General features: G+C 71.2%; 12 protein-coding genes. 8 read left to right on the top strand and 4 right to left on the bottom strand.

Annotation, left to right across the window (positions count from 1 at the left end; translation table 11 throughout):
- Nucleotides 1-1263, bottom strand: a 1263-nt coding sequence (locus Ari01nite_RS42640) for a condensation domain-containing protein (protein ID WP_239163494.1), incomplete at its 3' end; no start/stop codon positions are given.
- 1015 nt (nt 1264-2278) lie between these two features.
- Between Ari01nite_RS42640 and Ari01nite_RS42635 the strand changes: the two genes are divergently transcribed.
- The 6 genes from Ari01nite_RS42635 (at nt 2279) to Ari01nite_RS42610 (ending at nt 8728) form a co-directional block, all read left to right on the top strand.
- Complete coding sequence (locus Ari01nite_RS42635; RefSeq protein ID WP_203789526.1) at nt 2279-3304, top strand: TauD/TfdA family dioxygenase; 1026 nt, start codon at nt 2279-2281, stop codon at nt 3302-3304.
- A gap of 11 nt (nt 3305-3315) precedes the next feature.
- Entirely contained in the window at nt 3316-4647 is a 1332-nt protein-coding gene (locus tag Ari01nite_RS42630; RefSeq protein ID WP_203789518.1) for a cation:proton antiporter, read from the top strand.
- A 63-nt stretch (nt 4648-4710) separates the two neighbouring features.
- A complete protein-coding gene (locus Ari01nite_RS42625) occupies nt 4711-5388 on the top strand; it encodes a response regulator (RefSeq protein WP_203789516.1) in 678 nt (225 codons plus the stop codon).
- On the top strand, nt 5385-6998 hold the full coding sequence (locus Ari01nite_RS42620; protein ID WP_203789514.1) for a sensor histidine kinase: 1614 nt from the start codon (nt 5385-5387) through the stop codon (nt 6996-6998). The genes Ari01nite_RS42625 and Ari01nite_RS42620 overlap by 4 nt, the downstream gene beginning before the upstream one ends.
- 41 nt (nt 6999-7039) lie before the next feature.
- Nucleotides 7040-8257 (top strand): cytochrome P450, encoded by a 1218-nt coding sequence (locus Ari01nite_RS42615; protein ID WP_203789513.1) that lies wholly within the window; start codon nt 7040-7042, stop codon nt 8255-8257.
- A gap of 39 nt (nt 8258-8296) precedes the next feature.
- Nucleotides 8297-8728: a hypothetical protein gene (locus Ari01nite_RS42610; protein ID WP_203789511.1), complete on the top strand. Its 432-nt coding sequence runs from the start codon at nt 8297-8299 to the stop codon at nt 8726-8728.
- 58 nt (nt 8729-8786) lie between these two features.
- On the opposite strand, the gene Ari01nite_RS42605 is transcribed toward Ari01nite_RS42610, so the two are convergent.
- The 3 genes from Ari01nite_RS42605 to Ari01nite_RS42595 form a co-directional block, all read right to left on the bottom strand.
- On the bottom strand, nt 8787-10292 hold the full coding sequence (locus tag Ari01nite_RS42605) for a S8 family serine peptidase (RefSeq protein WP_203789509.1): 1506 nt from the start codon (nt 10290-10292) through the stop codon (nt 8787-8789).
- Between the two features lie 209 nt (nt 10293-10501).
- Nucleotides 10502-13867 (bottom strand): diguanylate cyclase, encoded by a 3366-nt coding sequence (locus tag Ari01nite_RS42600; protein ID WP_203789507.1) that lies wholly within the window; start codon nt 13865-13867, stop codon nt 10502-10504.
- Nucleotides 13868-13924: 57 nt separating this feature from the next.
- Entirely contained in the window at nt 13925-15433 is a 1509-nt protein-coding gene (locus tag Ari01nite_RS42595; protein ID WP_203789505.1) for a S8 family serine peptidase, read from the bottom strand.
- Between the two features lie 208 nt (nt 15434-15641).
- On the opposite strand from Ari01nite_RS42595, the gene Ari01nite_RS42590 reads away from it, so the two are divergent.
- A complete protein-coding gene (locus tag Ari01nite_RS42590; RefSeq protein WP_203789503.1) occupies nt 15642-17015 on the top strand; it encodes a BNR repeat-containing protein in 1374 nt (457 codons plus the stop codon).
- 78 nt (nt 17016-17093) lie between these two features.
- On the top strand, nt 17094-18086 hold the full coding sequence (locus tag Ari01nite_RS42585; RefSeq protein ID WP_203789501.1) for a LacI family DNA-binding transcriptional regulator: 993 nt from the start codon (nt 17094-17096) through the stop codon (nt 18084-18086).
- Nucleotides 18087-18138: the final 52 nt, after the last annotated feature.

Genomic DNA, 18138 nt, shown 5'->3' with positions numbered 1-18138 from the left:
ACCGAGCAGACGCAGCAGGCGGTCCAGGTGGGCGGCGACGGTTGCCTCGTCGTAGAGACCGGGGTGGGCGTCCAGGACGAACCGGATGCCGGTGCCGTCCGGGCTGCCGTACACGCTCACCGACAGGTCCCGGATCGGACCGGTGGAGAGCTGGTCGGCCTCGCCGTCGAGCGCGCCGAACGTGGTCGAGCGCTCGAAGCCCAGGACGTTGACCATGGTCGGCGTCAGCGTGCGGTCGCTGCCGGACAGGCCGAGTTCGCGGTGCAGGGTCTCGCTGCGGTAGCGCTGGTGGGTCAGCAGCCGGGTGGCCCGCTCGACGGTCTGGTCAAGCAGCGTTCCCAGGGTGGTCGTCGGCGTCACCGACAGCCGCAGCGGCAGCTCGTTGACCATCAGGTTAGGGGTGAAGGTCGCGGCGGGTGTGGTGCGTCCGGTGACCGGCAGACCCACCACGATGTCGTCTGTTGACGTCATCCGCCGCAGGTAGGCGGCGACGACCGCAACGATCACCAACGACCAGCGAGTGTGGTGTTTGCGGGCGAGCGCGACCAGGCCGTCGCGGTGTGCGGCGTCGAGCGCGGCGGTGCGGCGCAGCCGGCCGCCGGCCGGTGGCAGGCTGCGGCCGGCCAGGGTGGTCGGTTCCGGCTGGTCGACGAAGGCGGTCAGCCAGTAGGCGCGGTCCCGCTCGTGCCGGGCGGACGCCGGGTAGGCCTCGTCGTCGCCGGCCACCACGGCCAGCGCCCGGAACCGGCCGGGCCCGCGGTCGAGGCCGTCCACCAGGGCCGAGTACACCTCGGCCAGGCGGTTGACGTACAGCGCCTGGCCGTAGCCGTCGAGGACGATGTGGTGGTAGCGCAAATACAACACACAACGGTCGGCGGGCAGCTCGAACAGCACGTGGGTGAACAGCGGGTCGTGCCGCAGGTCGACCGGGACCGCCAGATCGCGCTGCATCCAGGCAGCGGCCGCGGCGTCCGGGTCGGGCTCGCCGCCGAGGTCGACCACGGTCAGCGGGACGTCACCAACCAGCTCGTCGACGTACTGGGTCACCGCGCCCCCGCGCTCGGTGAACCGGAGTCGCAGTGCTTCGGTCTCGGCGACGACCTCATTCAGCGCCTGCTGGAGCAGTTTGGCGTCGAGCCGCCCGGCAAAGGCGATCCGGACGCCACAGTTGTAGCCGGGGCTGTCCGGATCGAGCTCCTGACCTACCCATACGCCCAGCTGAGCGGGTGTGAGACTCCGGCCTGGCGTGTTGTCCTCAAACAAGGCTACCCATCCGTATGTCGAGACGCGTTTTCACGTCGCAAGTCGAGCGATACACAACAGTGCCGAATACGACGAACACAGCAGCGCTCGTCCTTATAGGCTGCTGTTTCCGCGCAGCGCAAATACACCACTGCACACGTGTCGGGTTATTGCGCGACTCCGCCGGAACGCATAAGCGCAGGCAGCCGAAACGTATTACCATTAGCCGGCTGCGAGGCTCTCCGACCGGACTTCAGCCACGCGGGAAACGCCGATGACGATGACCCCTCACGCTCACGTACCGGCAGCGGAACCCGGCCGGCGGCGCACCCTAGGCAGGCTGTGAACTGCGGAAATACCTCAGCTCGACGGCCGGCACCTGTCCACTGACAGGGAGCGCAGGAGGATCTGGCCGGTGCACCCGGCCGCAAAGACGACGGTCAGCAGACCGGTCGGCCACCCATTGGGGCCGCACCTCGCACACAACATCGCCGACTGTCATTCTGGAAAAAGTTATTCATGTTTGGACCTCCCCCGTAGTTGGTCGGTCGGAAGGCTACGGCACCGAACAACGGGAACACAAGGCCGGTTGTCAACCATGAATGTTTGAATTGCATGTGTCGACAGTCCAAACCGGACTTTGCAGACAACCGCGAACCGGCGGTCACACGCGGTCGACTTCTTCCGCTATGCTCCGGCACCGAGCGCGTTTCGACATCCAAAACGACGCGCCATGGCTCATATGACCACGGGGGAAATAACCATGAGCGCCTACGGCTGAGTACGGCCGGATACCACACAATCGATCGTTTTCGGCCGCCGGCCGTCCAGCCGGCCGAGCCGTCGATCGACCCTGCCCACAGCAGCCCCGACCGCGGCGACGCCCGGCCGGTCACCCTGACGTGTCCGCCGTAAGCATCGACCGTCGTCTGTTCGTCATCTCTCCATCCCGCCCGGCCGGCATGTTGCCGGCTCCACCCGTGTCACCGGGCCGGCCGGCAGTTGACATCTCAGGAAGGGCCTCGCACCCATGACGATGCGATTTGTGTCACAGCTTTCGACGGCTCTCGAATACGAACTTGCCGACGGCCGGCCGCCGGTTCTGCGCGCTCCCGCCCTGCCGGATCTCGCAGCCGCCGAGGGCTGGCTCACCGAGGTTCGCGACGATGTACGCAAGGATCTGTACGTCCACGGGCACATCCTGATCCGGGGCCTGCCCGTCGGGTCGGCGGCCGATTTCGGCCGGGTACGCGACCTTCTGCTGGCGGCCCGCACGTCGTACCGGGAACAGGCGACACCGCGCAGCGACTTCGGTGACGACGTCTTCTCGTCCACCGACTTCCCGGCCGCGCAGACCATCCGCCTGCACAACGAGAACAGCTACACGCTCGATTTCCCCGGCGTCCTCATCTTCTGCTCGATCGACGCCGCCACCACCGGCGGCGCCACCACCGTCGGCGACGTCCGGCAGGTGCTGGCCGAGCTGCCGCCCGAGCTGGTGGCCCGGTTCCGGGAGCACGGCTGGCTGCTCAACCGCAACTACCGCAACGGCATCGGCCTGCCCTGGAGCACCGCGTTCGGCACCGACCAGCGCGCGGACGTCGAGGCATACTGCGACCGCAACCTGGTGGCCAGCCAGTGGCTGCCGGACAACCAGCTCGCCACCTCGCAGCGCCGGTCGGCGATCATCCAGCACCCGGTGACCCGGGACGAGGTGTGGTTCAACCACGTGGTGTTCTGGAGCAAGTGGTCGCTGGCGCCCGAGGTCCGCACCGCGCTGGTCGAGATGTACGGCGACGACGGCCTGCCGTTCGACACCCGCCTCGGCGACGGAACGTCGCTGACCGAGGAGGAATCGGCCACGATCGACCAGGCCTACCAGCGCGCCACCCGGCGGGAGAGCTGGCAGCCGGGCGACGTGATGATGGTCGACAACCTGCTCTCGGCGCACGGCCGGGAGTCGTTCACCGGCACCCGCAAGACGCTGGTGGCCATGGGCGAGCCGATCCGGCTCGAGGACTGCTCGCCGACCGTGCCCGCGGCCGCCGGCCGGTTCGCCTAATGGGGCTGAGCATGCCGGCCACGCTGCCGTCGCTGCCGGCCCACCTGCTGCTGCTGTTTCTGCTCCAGGTGGGCCTGCTCCTGGCGACGGCCACGCTGATGGGCCGGCTCGCGGCCCGGTTCGGCATGCCGGCCGTGGCCGGGGAACTGCTCACCGGCGTGCTGCTCGGGCCGAGCCTGCTCGGCTATCTCGCGCCCGGGTTCTGGGGCTGGCTGTTCCCGTCCCGGCCCGAGCAGGCGTTCATGCTGGACGCGGTGGCGCAGGTGGGTGTGCTGCTGCTGGTGGGCGTGACCGGCATGCACCTGGACCGGACGGTGCTGCGGCAGCGTGGCCTGACCGCCGCGACCGTCAGCGTCGGCGGCCTGCTCGTCCCGCTGGTGCTCGGGGTGGGTGCCGGTTTTCTGCTGCCCGAGACGTTCCGGGGCGAGCAGGCCGACCGGACCGTGCTGGCGCTGTTCATCGGCGTCGCGCTGGCGGTGAGCGCCATCCCGGTGATCGCGAAGACGCTGTCCGACATGGGACTGCTGCACCGCAACATCGGCCAGCTGATCGTCACCGCCGCGGTGGTCGACGACACCGCCGCGTGGTTCCTGTTGTCGCTCGTCTCCGCCCTCGCCACCACCGGCCTCACGCTGGGCGCGGCCGGGCTCTCGGTGGCCAGCATCCTCGCGTTCGTCGCGGTCGCGCTCACCGTGGGCCGCCCGCTCGTCCAGTTCCTCATGCAGCTGGCAGCCCGGTCGACCGTGCCGGGCACCAGCGCCGCCACCGCCGTGGTGATCATCCTGTTGGCCGCGGCCGGCAGCCACGCGCTGCACCTGGAGCCGGTCTTCGGCGCCTTCATCGCGGGCATCCTGATCGGGACGGCGGAACAGCAGGCGCGGGAGACGCTGCCGGCACCCGCGGAAGGCTACCGGTCACCGCTCGCGCCCCTGCGCACCACGGTCCTGTCGGTGTTCGCACCGATCTTCCTGGCCACCGCCGGCCTGCGGGTGGACCTGTCGGCGCTGGCCCAGCCCGCCGTGCTGCTCGCCGGGATCGGCGTGCTGGTGGTTGCGATCGCCGGCAAGTTCACCGGCGCGTACCTCGGCGCTCGTCTCGGCCGGCTCGGGCACTGGGAGGCGGTCGCGCTCGGCGCCGGCCTGAACGCCCGCGGCGTCGTAGAGATCATCGTCGCTTCGATCGGCCTGCGGGTCGGTATTCTCAGCGCCGCCGCCTATACAATTGTCGTCCTTGTCGCAGTCGCCACATCCATCATGGCCCCGCCGATCCTGCGGTACGCAGTGGCCCACCTCGAGTCCACACCGGAGGAGCTCCGCCGGTTGCAGGCTCTGGGGCAACGGTAGGTGAGGCGGATGCCGCTTCCCCGTCCCCGCACCGACTCCTCCACAAGGATCGAAGCCGAAACCATGATCCGAGTAATGCTCGCCGATGACGAACCGATGATCCGGGCCGGTGTGCGCGCCATCCTGACCACCGAACCGGACATCGACATCGTCGCCGAGGCGTCCGACGGGCGCGAGGCCATCGACCTGGCCCAGCGGCACACACCCGACGTCGCCCTCATCGACATCCGGATGCCGCGGCTCGACGGCCTGGCCGCCACCCTGGAGATCCGCCGCACCGTGCCGGCCGCGGCCATCATCATCCTCACCACGTTCGGCGAGGACGAGTACATCTCCCGCGCGATCGAGTCCGGCGCCAATGGCTTCCTGCTGAAATCGGGCGGGCCGCACGAGCTGATCGCCGGCGTCCGCGGCGTGGCCGAGGGGGCGGCCTGCCTCTCTCCCAAGATCGCTCAACGGGTGCTGTCCCAGCTCAGCGACGGGCGGATGTCCCGTACCTCGGTGGCCCGCAGCCGGGTCGAGTCGCTCACCCCGCGCGAGCTCGACGTGCTGAAGCTGCTCGGCGCCGGCGCCTCCAACGCCGAGATCGGGCGGGCGCTGTTCCTGGTGGAGGGCACCGTGAAGACCCACGTCAGCACGATCTTCCTGCGGCTCGGGGTGAAGAACCGGGTGCAGGCCGCCATCCTCGCGTACGAGGCCGGCCTGATCGACGACCCGGGTCAGACGGGCGACCGGGCTTGACGCCCGACGACCCGGCGGGGGACGCCGGCACGGCGCGCCCGCGCTTCGGGTGGGCACGCTCCTGGTTGCCGGCGTGGTCCTGGTCCCGCCAGGACCTCGTCGGCGACCTGCTGCTCTACGTCAGCCTGGCCGCGGTGGTGGCGCTGACCAGCCTGCTGATCCCCCTGGACGACCGCGAGCAGGCGCCGTTGTGGATTCTCTGCGGCTGCCTCGTCCTGCTCGCCGGTCTGGTGGCCGGCAACCGGACGTGGCCGCTGGCCACCCTGCTCGGCGCCGCGATGGTCACCCTGGCCACGATCTGGTTCAGCGCCGCCCTGGCGACCTTCGCCTACCTGTACGGCCGGCGGCACACCCGGGTCTGGCCGGCGCTCGCCGTCTTCGGCGGGGCAGCCGTGGTCGAGGCCGTGGTGGTGCTGATCAGCCATCCGCCGGGGGACGCCTGGCTGGCCAGCACCGCGATCGTGATCTTCGCCGGCCTGGTGCCCTGGCTCATCGGCCGGTACCGGCGGCAGCGGATCGAGCTGATCCGGGCCGGCTGGGTCCGCGCCGAGATGCTCGAGCGCGAACATCAGGCCATCGCGGACCAGGTACGACTGCGGGAACGGGCCCGCATCGCCCAGGAGATGCACGACTCGCTGGGCCACGAGATCAGCCTGATGGCGCTGCGGGCGTCCGCCCTGGAGATCGCCACCGACCTGGCACCGCACCACCAGCGTGCCGCGAACGAGCTGCGCGGCAGCGCCGCCGCCGCGACCGAACGGCTGCGCGAGATCGTCAACGTGCTGCGCGACACCGACGACCCGGCCCCGGTGGAGCCGCCCGACGAGAGCATCGCCGACCTGGTCGAGCGGGCCCGCGGCGCGGGCGCAGCGATCCGGATGACCCGGACCGGCGAGCCGGCCGGCGCGCCGTCACTGGTGGAACGCGCCGCCTACTGCGTCATCCGGGAGGCCATCACCAACGCCACCAAGCACGCGCCCGGCGCGCCCATCGAGGTCGACGTCGCCTACGCCGGCGCGGCCACCACGGTGTCCGTGGTCAACCAGGTGCCGGCGAGACCACCGGCCCGCAGGGCGGCCGGCAACGGGCTGGGCCTGGTCGGCATCCGGGAACGGGTACACCTGGCCGGGGGCGAGCTGACGGTGGGCCCGACGCCGCGCGGCTTCGAGGTCACGGCGCGGCTGCCGCACGTCGCGCCGTACAAGCCCGCCGTGGCACCGGCACCCGTCCCGCCCAGCGCCACGGCGTCGGCCCGCGGCCTCGACGAGGGCCGCCGCAAGCTGCGGCGTGGCCTGATCATCCTGACCGTCACGCCGATGCTCGCCATCGTCTCGGTCTCGGTCGCCTACTACAGCTCGATCACCTTCGGCGCGGTGCTGAACTCCTCCACCTTCGACACCCTCATGCCGGGCACCGCGGAGGCGATCGTCCTGCCTCAGCTGCCGGCCCGGGAGATCGCCGGCCGCCCGCTCATCGAGCCACCCGTTCCGTTCGGCAGTCAGTGCCGGTATTACAGCGACGGCGGCTTCCTGGTCAGCCGGCACGCGTACCGGCTCTGCTTCCGGGAGGGCGTGCTGATCAGCAAGGACAAACTCACCGACCGGGACTGACACCCGTCCGGACGGCCGGACCACAACCACGGGGAAACAGCATGACCGACCTGACCGCAACTCCGTCCACACTGCTCGAGTTGTCCCAGCCCGAGTGGGTGCGCGATCCGTACGAGCTGTACCGGATACTGCGCGAACGCTCGCCGGTGTACTGGGACGACATCATGGCCACCTGGGTCGTGCTGCGGCACGCCGACATCGCGGCCCTGAGCCGGGATCCGCGCCTGTCCGAGGACCGGGTCACCCCGCTGCTGGACCGGCTGCCCGCCGACCGGCGGGCCGGGATGCGGCCACTGGCCGGCGCCCTGTCCGACATGATGCTGTTCAACAACCCGCCGCGGCACACCCGCCTGCGCGGGCTGATGCGGCAAGCCTTCACCCGCAAGGCCATGGAGGAGATGCGCGGCTCCATCGAGCACCGCGTGACCCGGCTGTTCCGCGCGCACCGCGACCGGGGCCGGCTCGACGTGCTGAACGACCTCGCCGAGCCGCTGGCCCTCGACGTGGTGGCCGACCTGCTGGGCTTCCCGGAGGACGAACGCCACCTGCTGATCGGCTGGACCAGCCTGCTGCACGAGTTCTTCGTGCAGTCACCCGCCGAGGTGCAGCGGGTGCAGCGGATCCGCGAGGTGTACGAACGGGTGGCCGCCGCCCGCCGCCGCTCGCCGCAGGCCGACCTGACCAGCCGGATGCTCGCCGAGGCCGGTCCGGACGGCGCCACCGAGGACGAGCTGTTCGCCAACTTCCTGCTGATCATCGACGCCGGCCAGGTGACCACCAGCCACCTGATAGCCAACGCGGTCCGCGCGCTGCTGCTCAACCCCGGCCAGCTGCACCTGCTGCGGGACCGCCCGGAGCTGCTGGCGTCCGCGGCCAACGAGCTGATGCGCTATGACAGCTCGGTCCAGTTCACCACCCGGATGGCGACGACCGACATCGAGATCGGCGACTACCTGATCGGCCCGGACGAGCCGGTGACCCTGGTGGTCGGCTCCGGCAACCACGATCCGGCCAAGTTCGCCGACCCGGGGCGTCTCGACATCACCCGGCCGCAGGCCAAGGAGCACCTGTCCTTCGGCTTCGGCCCGCACTACTGCCTCGGCGCCGGCCTGGCGCTGATCGAGATCCAGGCCGCGCTGGCGACGATCCTGGCGGGCACCCGGACCCTGTCGCTGGTCACCTCCGACTTCCGCTGGAAGGACAGCATCAACTTCCGCTTCCTGAGCGATCTTCATGTCGCCTTCGAACCCGCCGAGTGACGGCCGGCCGTGTCGGCCAACACCCCAGGAGAGCCCACGATGATCCCCTACACCGTCACCGTCGAAGCCGACGACAATCCGGCCGGAAACAAGATGGTCATCCGCTTGGAGACGACGGCGACCGGCGCGCGAGTCCTCGAGGTCGCGATCGTGGCCGGGTCCGGCGGCACCGTCTCGTCCCTCTCCTTCCCGCACGTGTCGCTGGACATCCTGATCTCGGCGTTCACCGCGCCGGACGGCAGGCTGCCGGACGCACCGGAGGCCACGGCGGCACCCGGGGGCACCAAGGCGGCCAAGCGCGGCAGCGGCGACCGCAGCTACCGGCGGATGCCGGACCCGACCGAGCTGGTCACCGCCTACCGGCAGGCCAGCAGCGTGACGGAGCTGGCGAGCCGGTACGGGGTGCCCCGGCACACCATGAACGGCTGGCTGTCCCGGCTGCGGCAGAAGGGCCTGCTGGTGGGCCGTTGACGGGGTGCGGGGCTGCCGCTGACCGCGACAGCCCCGCACCCTCCTCACCCCTTACCCCTCAGCCCCAGTAGGCGGCCGACCAGTCGTCGCTGGCCCAGAACCGGGCGGTCCAGGTGCCGGCCGCCCAGAAGCGGCCGTTCCAGGTGCGGCCGGTCCAGGCCGGGTCGGTCCAGTTCGCGGTGCCGCCCCACGAGCCGCCGGCCCAGGTGGCCGCACCCCAGGTCTTGGACGCGAACGAGGTGCCGGTCCAGCCGTCGGCGGCCATCCGGTTACCCATCCACACGCCGCCGGACCACGACGTCTGCGCCTTGGATTTGGCCGCCCAGTCGGCCGCGTTGAACGCGCCGAAGATGGTCTTCTGGCCGGTCAGCTGCACGTTGTTGGCGACGACGCGGCTGCTACCGCGGGTCGAGTCCAGCGTGCCGGCACCGGTCGACAGGGCACCCGAGTATGGCGTGCCGACCGTGGCGGTAAGCGCAGCGTTGACGTTGATCTGTTTGCCGTTGTTGGAGCTTTTGGGCAGCCATGTGCCCTGCTGCAACACGGTCCTGAGCTGTCCCGGATTCAGGGTCGGCCGGGCCTGGAGCACCAGGGCGGCGGCCGCCGCCGTCACCGCGGCGGCCTGCGACGTGCCGCTGCCCCGGAACAGGGTCTCGCCCACCCGGGCGCTGGCGAAGCCGTTGTCGGCGTTGGAGCCCGGCACCCGCAGGGACGCGATCGAGGTGCCAGGCGCGACGACGTCGAGCGGTCGGCCGTTGGTGGACAGGTTGGTGAACGGGGCCAGGGTGTCGTCGGTCGGATCGGTGGTGCCGTTGGGCGCGGTCGCGCCGACCGCGATGGTCCAGAAGTCGGCGGCCGGGTGGGTCAGCTTGCCGTAGCCGTTGCCTTGGTTGCCGGCGGCGGCCACGACCGTGATGCCGGCCTTGACCGCCTGCTGCACGGCGAGCGACACCGGGTCGTCCCAGAAGTTCGGGTTGCCGCCGGTGCCGTACGCGAGCGTGAGGACCTTGATGGGGTTGGCCGAGTCGTAGTTGCGGTTCTTCACCACCCAGTCGATGGCGGCGATCATCTGGGTCACGTCGACGGCGCCGTTGGCGGTGCCGACCTTGAGCGAGGTGAGCTTGGCGCCGGGTGCGATGCCCTTGGTGCCGGTTGCGGTGTCGTTGCCGATGATGATGCCGGCCATGTGGGTGCCGTGACCGTAGGTGTCGAGGTGGCGCAGGGCGGGACTCTGCGACTCGAACGAGAGGTCCGGCCCGTTGACGACCTGGGCCGCCGGGATGCCCGGCACCGGCGCGACGCCGGTGTCGATCAGGGCGATGCCGACGCCCTTGCCGGTCAGGGCCTTGGCGTTGCCGGTGTCGGCGCCGATCGTGGTGCGCACCTGGGCGAGCGTGGTCGCCGTACCGGAGCTGCTGGTACTCATCCAGATGCCGGACCAGTCGCCGCCGGTGCCGAGACCGGCCATGGACGCCGGGCTGACCGCGGTAGTGGCGCCGGCCATCAGCGCGAGGGGGAGGACGCCGCCGGCCAGCACGGCGAGAACGGGTTTACGAGCACGCATTAACTGCGCCTCCTTGTGGGTCGTTCCGGGCACGAGAACCCGGCTCACTGACCAGGATGGGCGCATAAATCGGAAAAGTCTGTACGACGCGAGCCCTTCGAGCGGGTCCGGCACGTGATCAGAACCGAAGGTCGCCGCGCCGGGTTACCGGTCGGTCAGTTCGCCGGAATTGTGCTCAAGAAGGCCGGGCCCGGGCCGATGGGGAGCCCTCACGCGCCGGTCAGGTCGAGGATCTGATCGATGACCAACTCCGGCGCCGCGGCCCGGCCGGCGTGCCCAGCCGCGGCGTAGACCCGTTCCCCCAGCTGCTGCCGGGCCACCGCGAGGGTGGACTCCCGCTGCGGCAGGCTCTCCGGTGGCACCGGCAGCCGGAGCTTCTCGCGCAGCACGTCGGCCACCGCGAGCAGGCGTACGGCGAGTTCGGGCTCCTGGCGCACCAGCAGCTCGCCCACGCTCTCCAGCGAGACCGCCAGCCCCTCCCGGTCGCCGACCTCCTGGCGGTGGCCGATCGCCTCCTGGAAGAACCGCAGTGCCGCGGCCCGGTCACCGGACGCCTGGGCCACCGTGCCCAGCTGGTGCAGCGCCATCGCCTCGCCGAACACGTCGCCCAGGTCCCGGCTGAGCGTCAGGCTCTCGTCCAGGACGTCGCGCGCCTCGTCGAGCCGGTCCTGGGTGCGCAGGATGTCGCCCAGCACCTCGAGCCCGAGCAGGATGCCGCCGCTGTTGCCGGCCGCCCGTTCCAGGGCCAGGCACTCGTTGATGTACCGGTCGGCCGCCTCGACCTGGCCGATCCGCAGCGACAGCCGGGCCAGGTTGCCGAGCGCCATCGCGGTGCCCCGATCCTCGCCGAGCTCGTGCCAGATCGCCATGCTCTGCCGGAAGTGCTCCTCGGCGTCGGCGTACTGGCCGGCGGCCAGCCCGGCGGCGCCCAGCACGTTGTGCGCCTGCGCGGTGGCCACCCGGTCGCCGGCCGCCTGCGCCAGGTGCAGCCCGCGCCGGCCCAGGGCGGTCGCCGTCACGTGGTCGTCCTGGGTCGCGGCCAGCACCGCGGCCGGATAGAGCAGCCGGGCCTGCTGGGGCGACTCGCCGCCGACCGCCAGCGCCCGGTCCAGCCATTCCCGGCCCTCCCGGATGTGGCTGCCCTGGCGCCAGTACCGCCACAGGCCGAGGCAGATCCGGGCGGCGCTGCCCACGTCGCCCTCGCGCACCGCCCGGTCGATCGCCAGGCGCAGGTTCGGGTAGTCCCGTTCCAGCCGTTCCACCCAGCTCAGCTGGTCCGGCGACTCCATGCCGTCGGCGGCCTGCTCGGCGAAGGAGGCGAAGTACGCGGCGTGCCGGGCCTCCGCCCGGTCCTGGCCGGCCCGCTCGGCCCGCACCTCGGCGGCGTACGCCCGCACGGTCTCCAGCATCCGGTACCGCCGGCCGTCGCCGGCCACCTCGACCGCCAGCAGGCTCTTGGCAACCAGCGACTCGATCGTCGCGGCCAGTTGCTTGGTCCACGCCGCGTCGTCCAGGTCCACCGCATCGGTGCGGCACACCGCCGCGGCCGCCTCCACCGTGCACCCGCCCACGAACACCGACAGCGTGACCAGGACCCGCTGCTGTTCGGGGTCGAGCAGGGCGAAGCTCCAGTCCACGGCCCCGCGCAGGGTCTGCTGGCGCTCCGGCCGGTGCCGGGGGCCGTCGCCGAGCGTGGCCAGGCGCCCGCTCAGGCCGGCCAGCAGCCCGGCCGGTTCCTCCCGGTCGACGCCGGAGGCGGCCAGCTCGATGGCCAGCGGCAGGCCGTCCAGCAGCTGGCACAGCTCGACGACCGCCGGCAGGTTGTCCGGCGACAGCTGGAAGTCCGGCCGGGCGGCGGTGGCCCGCTGCTCGAACAGCGCTACCGCCGGGGACGTGTTCCGGGCCTGCACCACCCCGGCGGTTCCGGGCAGCAGGACCGTGGCGCCGGGCACCGCCAGCGGCGGCACCGGATAGACCTGCTCGCCGTACAGGCCCAGCGCCTCCCGGCTGGTGACCAGCGCCTTGACCCCGGGCGCCGCGACCAGCACCTGCTCGACCAGCGGGGCCGCGTCGATCACGTGCTCGAAGTTGTCCAGCACCAGCAGCATGCTGACCTCGGACAGGTGGTCGAGCAGGGTGTCCAGCAGATCCTGGCCGGGGGTCTCGTCGACCCGGACGGCCCGGGCCATGGCCGCGATGACCAGGTCCTCGTCGGTGGTGGTGTCCAGCGGCACGAAGACCGCGCCGTCGTCGAACTCGCCGGCCACCCCGGCCGCCGTGGCCAGCGCCAGCCGGGTCTTGCCCATGCCGCCCATGCCGACCAGGGTCACCAGCCGGGAGGTACGCACCAGCCGGCTCACGTGCTCCTGCTCGCGTTCCCGGCCGATCAGCTGGGTCATCTGCGCGGGCAGGCGCCCCCGGCCCCGGCCGCCTTGCCGCAGTAGCGCCGGGTTGATCGTCCAGCCGCCGGTGCTGCTCGGGATCAGCCCGTCGCGGTCGCGCAGCCGCTCGAGCTCGGCGGCCGCCGCAGCCGGCAGGCCACCGCTCTGCCGGGCCAGCCAGGTGACCAGCGTACGGCTGGGCTCGCCGCGCAGCACCGACCGCAGCCAGATCCGGACGATGGCCGGCGACCAGGCGTGCAGCTCGGCGCTGGCCAGTTCGGGCAGAGCCGGCGCGGGCACGGTCATCGCGGTGGTGACCGAGTACGCCACCCCGAGGACGGCCGGCTGCTCGTCGGCGGGCGCGGCGAGAATCGCGGCGACCACGTCCTCGACCAGGGCCGCTTCGGCGTTGTCGGCGAGCAACAGGGTACGCCGGGACGGGTCGATGGCCGGCTGCTGCGGGCCTGCCGAAACGTCGGCGACGGCGTAGCCGCGCAGCCCGGCCAGGCGGCGGATCTCGTCGAGGAAGCGGGTGTGCCCGGCGCCCGGCTGACCGAGGACGCGCAGCGCGCCCCGGCCGGCGGACTCCAGCCGGGTGAGGAACTCGTGCACCGTGGTGAGCGCGGTGTCCCGTTCCCAGAGCCGGGTCGAACCGCCCTTTTGCTCGGTGTCGGTGTCGTCCGCGACCGCGCAACCCCGGCCGCGGTGCTTGGCCCGGTAATTGCGGCGGTCCGCGCAGGCCAGCAACGTGACCTGGTCGAGGCCGTCCGCCGGAAAGGCGGCGATGCCGAGGCTGACCGAGAGGTGCAGCGGCGGGTCGCCGGGGAACTCCGCGGCCTTGATGTCGTCGATGAGCCGGACCGCCAGCCGCAACCCGTCCGCGCGGCCGGTCTCCGGCAGCAGGACCACGAACTCGTCGCCGCCGTAGCGGAAGAGCACGTCGTACTCGCGCAGGGATTCGCGGACCTTGCCGGCGAGCCCCCGCAGGACGTCGTCGCCGCGCAAATGGCCGTAGACGTCGTTGACGGTCTTGAAGAAGTCGACGTCGAACAGGAACAGGGCCAGCTTGCCGCCGGCCCGGTCGGCGCGCGAGATCTCCTCGTCGATCCGGCGCTGCATGGCGGCCCGGCCGAGCGCGCCGGTGAGGGGATCGACGAGACCGGCGTCGGCCGTCCCGTCGATCCCCTCAGCCATGATTCAACTCTACTTCCCGTATTGGCACTTTCCGGGCAAATAGCGGCACGCTGCGGGTCAGCCCCAGGTGCCCGAGGCCCAGTCGTCCGACGCCCAGGCCCGGCCGGTCCAGGACCCACCGGCCCAGGCCTGACCGGTCCACCGGCGGCCGGTCCAGGCGCGGCCCTCCCAGGCGGGGTCGGTCCAGGTGGCGGCGTCGCTCCACGGGCGGGCCGTCCAGACCGCCGGCGCCCAGGTGCGGCTGGCCCACGAGGTGCCGGTCCAGCCGTCACCGGCGATCCGGGTACCCAGCCAGGAGCCGCCGGACCAGGCCGGCTTCGCGGTCCAGGCGTTCTTGTCGAACGGACCCCACACCGTCGCGTCGCCGTCCAGCGGCACCCCGTCGAGGACCAGCCGGCTGTCGCCGCGAGCCGTATTCAGCTCGCCCAGACCGGTCGACCGGGACCACGACTGCTTCTGCGTCATGGTGCCCGTCCGGGACAGCGCGGCGTTGACGTTCAGCTGGCCGAGGCCGTAGTTCGCAGCGATGCCGTTCGGGATGTAGCTGGCACCGCGGACCACCCACTCCTTGATCTGGTCCGGGGTGGCCGTCGGCCGGGCCTGCCAGAGCAGCGCCACCGCGCCGGAGGCCACCGCCGCGGCCTGCGACGTGCCGCTGCCCCGGAACAGGGTGTCGCCCGAGCGGGCGGCCGGGTAGGCGCCGTCGAGATACGAGCCCGGGACACTCAGGGACAGGATCGAGACGCCCGGTGCCAGCACGTTGATCTGCTTACCGCCGCGCAGGGGCTGATTGGTGAACGCGGCCAGCGCGTCGTCGGCGACCGCCGGGGTGCCCTTGGTGGCGGCCGCACCGACGGTCAGCACCCACTCGTTGGAGGCCGGATTGGCCAGTGCGGTCGCGCCGGACGATCCGTCGTTGCCGGCGGCCGCGACCACCACGATGCCCGCCTGCCAGGCCCGCTCGACCGCGAAGCCGAGCGCGTCGTTCCACGGCTGGGCCTGTCCGCCGGAGCCGTAGGACAGGTTGATCACCTTGATCGGGTTCGCCGGGTCGTCGTTGCGGTGCTGCACCACCCAGTCGACCGCGGCGATCACCTGGCTGACGTCGGCCGCGCCGTTGGCCGTACCGACCTTGATCGAGGTCAGCCTGGCGTCCGGGGCCATGCCCTTGGTGCCGGTGGCGGTGTCGTTGCCGACGATGATGCCGGCCATGTGGGTGCCGTGCCCGTACGCGTCGAGGTAGCGCAACGCCGGCGACTGCGAGTCGAGAGACAGGTCGGGCCCGTTCACGATCCGCGAGGCGGGCAGCCCCGGCACTGAGGCCACGCCGGTGTCGATCAGCGCCACCCCCACGCCCTTGCCGGTCAACGACGCGGCCGCGCCGGTGTCCGCGCCGATCACGGCACGCACCTGCTTGAGGGTGACGACCGGATCCGTGGCGGTCGAACCCAGCCATCCGGCCCACGGGCTGGTGGGAGCCCCGGCGTCGGCCTGGGCGGGAGCCGCCGAGCCCACCGCCACGGCAAGCGCGCCGACGATCACGGCTCGAGTGATCCTGCGGTCCATTGACCCTCCGTACTGTCGAGAACCTTGGGCCCCGACAATCGGCCTCGACCTGCCGGAACCGAGCTAGATCACGGTGATCCAGGTCACATTTCGTGCGCCCCCTAGCGCCCCGTTCAGCACATATTGATGCCCTTGACGGTCTCGAAACGATTACTTAACGTCTCTGTCATCTTTTCGCCGTCCCCCCACAGGTCCTGAGAGAGGCGTCATGAAACGTTTCACCACCGTCCTAGCGGGCGCGATGGTTCTGGTGACCGCCAACGTCGTCGCCGTCCTGAGCGGGCCCACGGCAGCCGCCGCCGCGCCCACCGTCAGCGCCGCCAGCACCACGACGCTGACCTCGTCCGGGCGCACCGCGGTCAGCTACTCGGGCCTGATGAACGGCGAGTCCTTCCAGCAGGACGGCATCACCACCTTCAACGGCTGGCAGTACACCGCCTTCTGGGACGAGACCGGGTACGCCAACATCTCCCGCCGGCAGTCGGCCACCGGCGCCTGGCAGAACGTCCGGCTCACCGACTACCGGACCACCTCGACCGACTCGCACAACGTCATCTGCATCGGCATCTCGCCCCAGGACGGCTCCATCCACCTGGCCTTCGACATGCACTCCGACCGGCTCAAGTACCGGCGGTCCGGTACCGGCCTGGCCACCTCGCCGGCCGGCGCCAACTGGTCCGCCGCCAGCTTCGGCGCCGTGCAGAACAGCCTGGCCGGCACCGCGATGGCGACCGTGACGTACCCGCAGTTCTTCGCCGCGCCCGACGGCACGCTCCAGATGGCCATCCGCACCGGCGTCAGCGGCAACGGGGACGAGGTGCTCTACGAGTACAACTCCGGGTCGTGGAGCTACGTCGGCGAGTTCATCGACGGCACCTCATTCGACAACAACCCCTACCTGTTCGGCATCGAGTACGACCGCGAGGGATTGCTGCACGCCACCTGGACCGTCCGGGAAACGTCCAACGGCAGCACCAACCACGACCTCTTCTACGCGTACAGCCGGGACAAGGGCCGCAGCTGGCGCAACAACGCCGGCACCGTGGTGGCCACCGCCGGCTCCAATCCGCTGGACTCGAACGCCACCGATCTGCGGGTGTGGCCGAACAGTCAGAACCGCGGCCTGATGAACCAGGAATCCCAGGTCGTCGACGCGGCCGGGGTCGTGCACGTCCTCCAGTCGCACCTGCAGGCGAACACGCCCAGCATCACCGACTTCAACACCGCCCGGAACACCGCGGTGCTGGTGCATTACTGGCGGGACAAGGCGTCGAAGGTGTGGAACCAGCGTTATCTCGGCTACACCGAGGGGCTGAGCCGGGGCGATATCGCCGTCGATTCCAGCGACAACCTTTACATCGTGAGCGGCCACTCGGGCACCAACGTGCTGCAGATCGCAACCGCGTCCAAGGCGTCCGGCTGGTCCGATTGGACGGTGCGGAACCGGTCCGCGGCCAACTACATGTCGGATCCGCTGATCGACCACAATCTGCTCAAGTCGCAAAATGTGCTCAGCATCTTCGCGCCGCGCCGGGGCGGAAGTGTGATTGAAGTCCAGAACTGGAATACCGGAGGTCGCTGAACCGCGTCCCACCGATATCCTTGGCCGCGACCAGGGAGGCGGTGCGGTGTGAGTGTTCGGCGCGGACGGCCTCCGGGGTTGATCGACGTCGCCCGTCTGGCCGGGGTGTCACACCAGACCGTCTCCCGGGTTCTCAACGAGAACCCGCGGGTCAGCGAGCAGACCCGGCTCAAGGTCCGGGCCGCCATCTCGGAACTGGGATACCGGCCCAATCACAGTGCCCGCGCCCTGGCGACCGGCAATTCCCGGGTGATCGGCGTGATTGCGCCAATGACCGCGCTCTATGGCCCGGCCTCCATGCTCACCGCATTCGAGGAAGCCGCACAGGACAGCGGATTCGCCGTCAACGTCAGCACCGTCCGCAATCTGGACGAGCAGTCGATCGCCGCGGCCGTCGAGCGCCACCTCGACCAGTTCGTGGCCGGGCTGGTCGTGATCGCGCCCGCGGCGAGCGCCGAGGAGGGCCTCGCCCAGGTGCCCGCGGACATCCCGCTGGTCACCATCGACGGCGATCCGCAGAAGTCCACCACGCTGGTGACCGTCGACCAGGCGGCCGGGGCGCGGGCCGCCACCGAGCACCTGCTCGCGGCCGGCCACCGCACGGTGTGGCACATCGCCGGCCCGGAACGGTGGTTCGACGCCGCCGGGCGGATCCGCGGCTGGGAGCAGGCCCTGCGCGCGGCCGGCGCCGAGGTGCCGCCGGTGCTGCGCGGCGACTGGGACGCCGAATCGGGCTATCTCAACGGCCAGGTCGTCGCCCGGATGCCGGACGTCACCGCGGTCTTCACGGCGAACGACCACATCGCGCTGGGTCTGCTGCGCGCGCTGCACGAGCACGGCCGGCGGGTGCCCGAGGAGATCAGCGTGGTGGGCTTCGACGACGTGCCGCAGGCCGCCTACTATTCGCCGCCGCTGACCACCGTGCGTGCCGACTTCGAGGCGGTCGCGAGCGCCGGGGTCGAGCTCCTGCTGGCCCGGATCGGATCCGGTTCGGCGGCCGCCGGCGAGCGCCGGATCATCGCGCCGACGCTGATTTCCAGGGACAGCGTGGCGGCTCCGCCAAACCGCTGACACATTTCTGTAATGCACCTGCCCTCCCGGCGCCTTCTCGTCGAGGGAGGAA

The organism is Paractinoplanes rishiriensis (genome assembly GCF_016862375.1).
Classification (GTDB): domain Bacteria; phylum Actinomycetota; class Actinomycetes; order Mycobacteriales; family Micromonosporaceae; genus Actinoplanes; species Actinoplanes rishiriensis.
The sequence above is the reverse complement of the archived record's forward strand: the minus strand, read 5'-3'. Positions and strand labels throughout refer to the sequence as shown.

Coding starts and splice junctions, on each gene's coding strand:
- Ari01nite_RS42635 (WP_203789526.1), top strand. CDS start 2,279: ATGCGATTTGTGTCACAGCTTTCGACGGCTCTCGAATACGAACTTGCC.
- Ari01nite_RS42630 (WP_203789518.1), top strand. CDS start 3,316: ATGCCGGCCACGCTGCCGTCGCTGCCGGCCCACCTGCTGCTGCTGTTT.
- Ari01nite_RS42625 (WP_203789516.1), top strand. CDS start 4,711: ATGATCCGAGTAATGCTCGCCGATGACGAACCGATGATCCGGGCCGGT.
- Ari01nite_RS42615 (WP_203789513.1), top strand. CDS start 7,040: ATGACCGACCTGACCGCAACTCCGTCCACACTGCTCGAGTTGTCCCAG.
- Ari01nite_RS42610 (WP_203789511.1), top strand. CDS start 8,297: ATGATCCCCTACACCGTCACCGTCGAAGCCGACGACAATCCGGCCGGA.
- Ari01nite_RS42605 (WP_203789509.1), bottom strand. CDS start 10,292: ATGCGTGCTCGTAAACCCGTTCTCGCCGTGCTGGCCGGCGGCGTCCTC.
- Ari01nite_RS42600 (WP_203789507.1), bottom strand. CDS start 13,867: ATGGCTGAGGGGATCGACGGGACGGCCGACGCCGGTCTCGTCGATCCC.
- Ari01nite_RS42595 (WP_203789505.1), bottom strand. CDS start 15,433: ATGGACCGCAGGATCACTCGAGCCGTGATCGTCGGCGCGCTTGCCGTG.
- Ari01nite_RS42590 (WP_203789503.1), top strand. CDS start 15,642: ATGAAACGTTTCACCACCGTCCTAGCGGGCGCGATGGTTCTGGTGACC.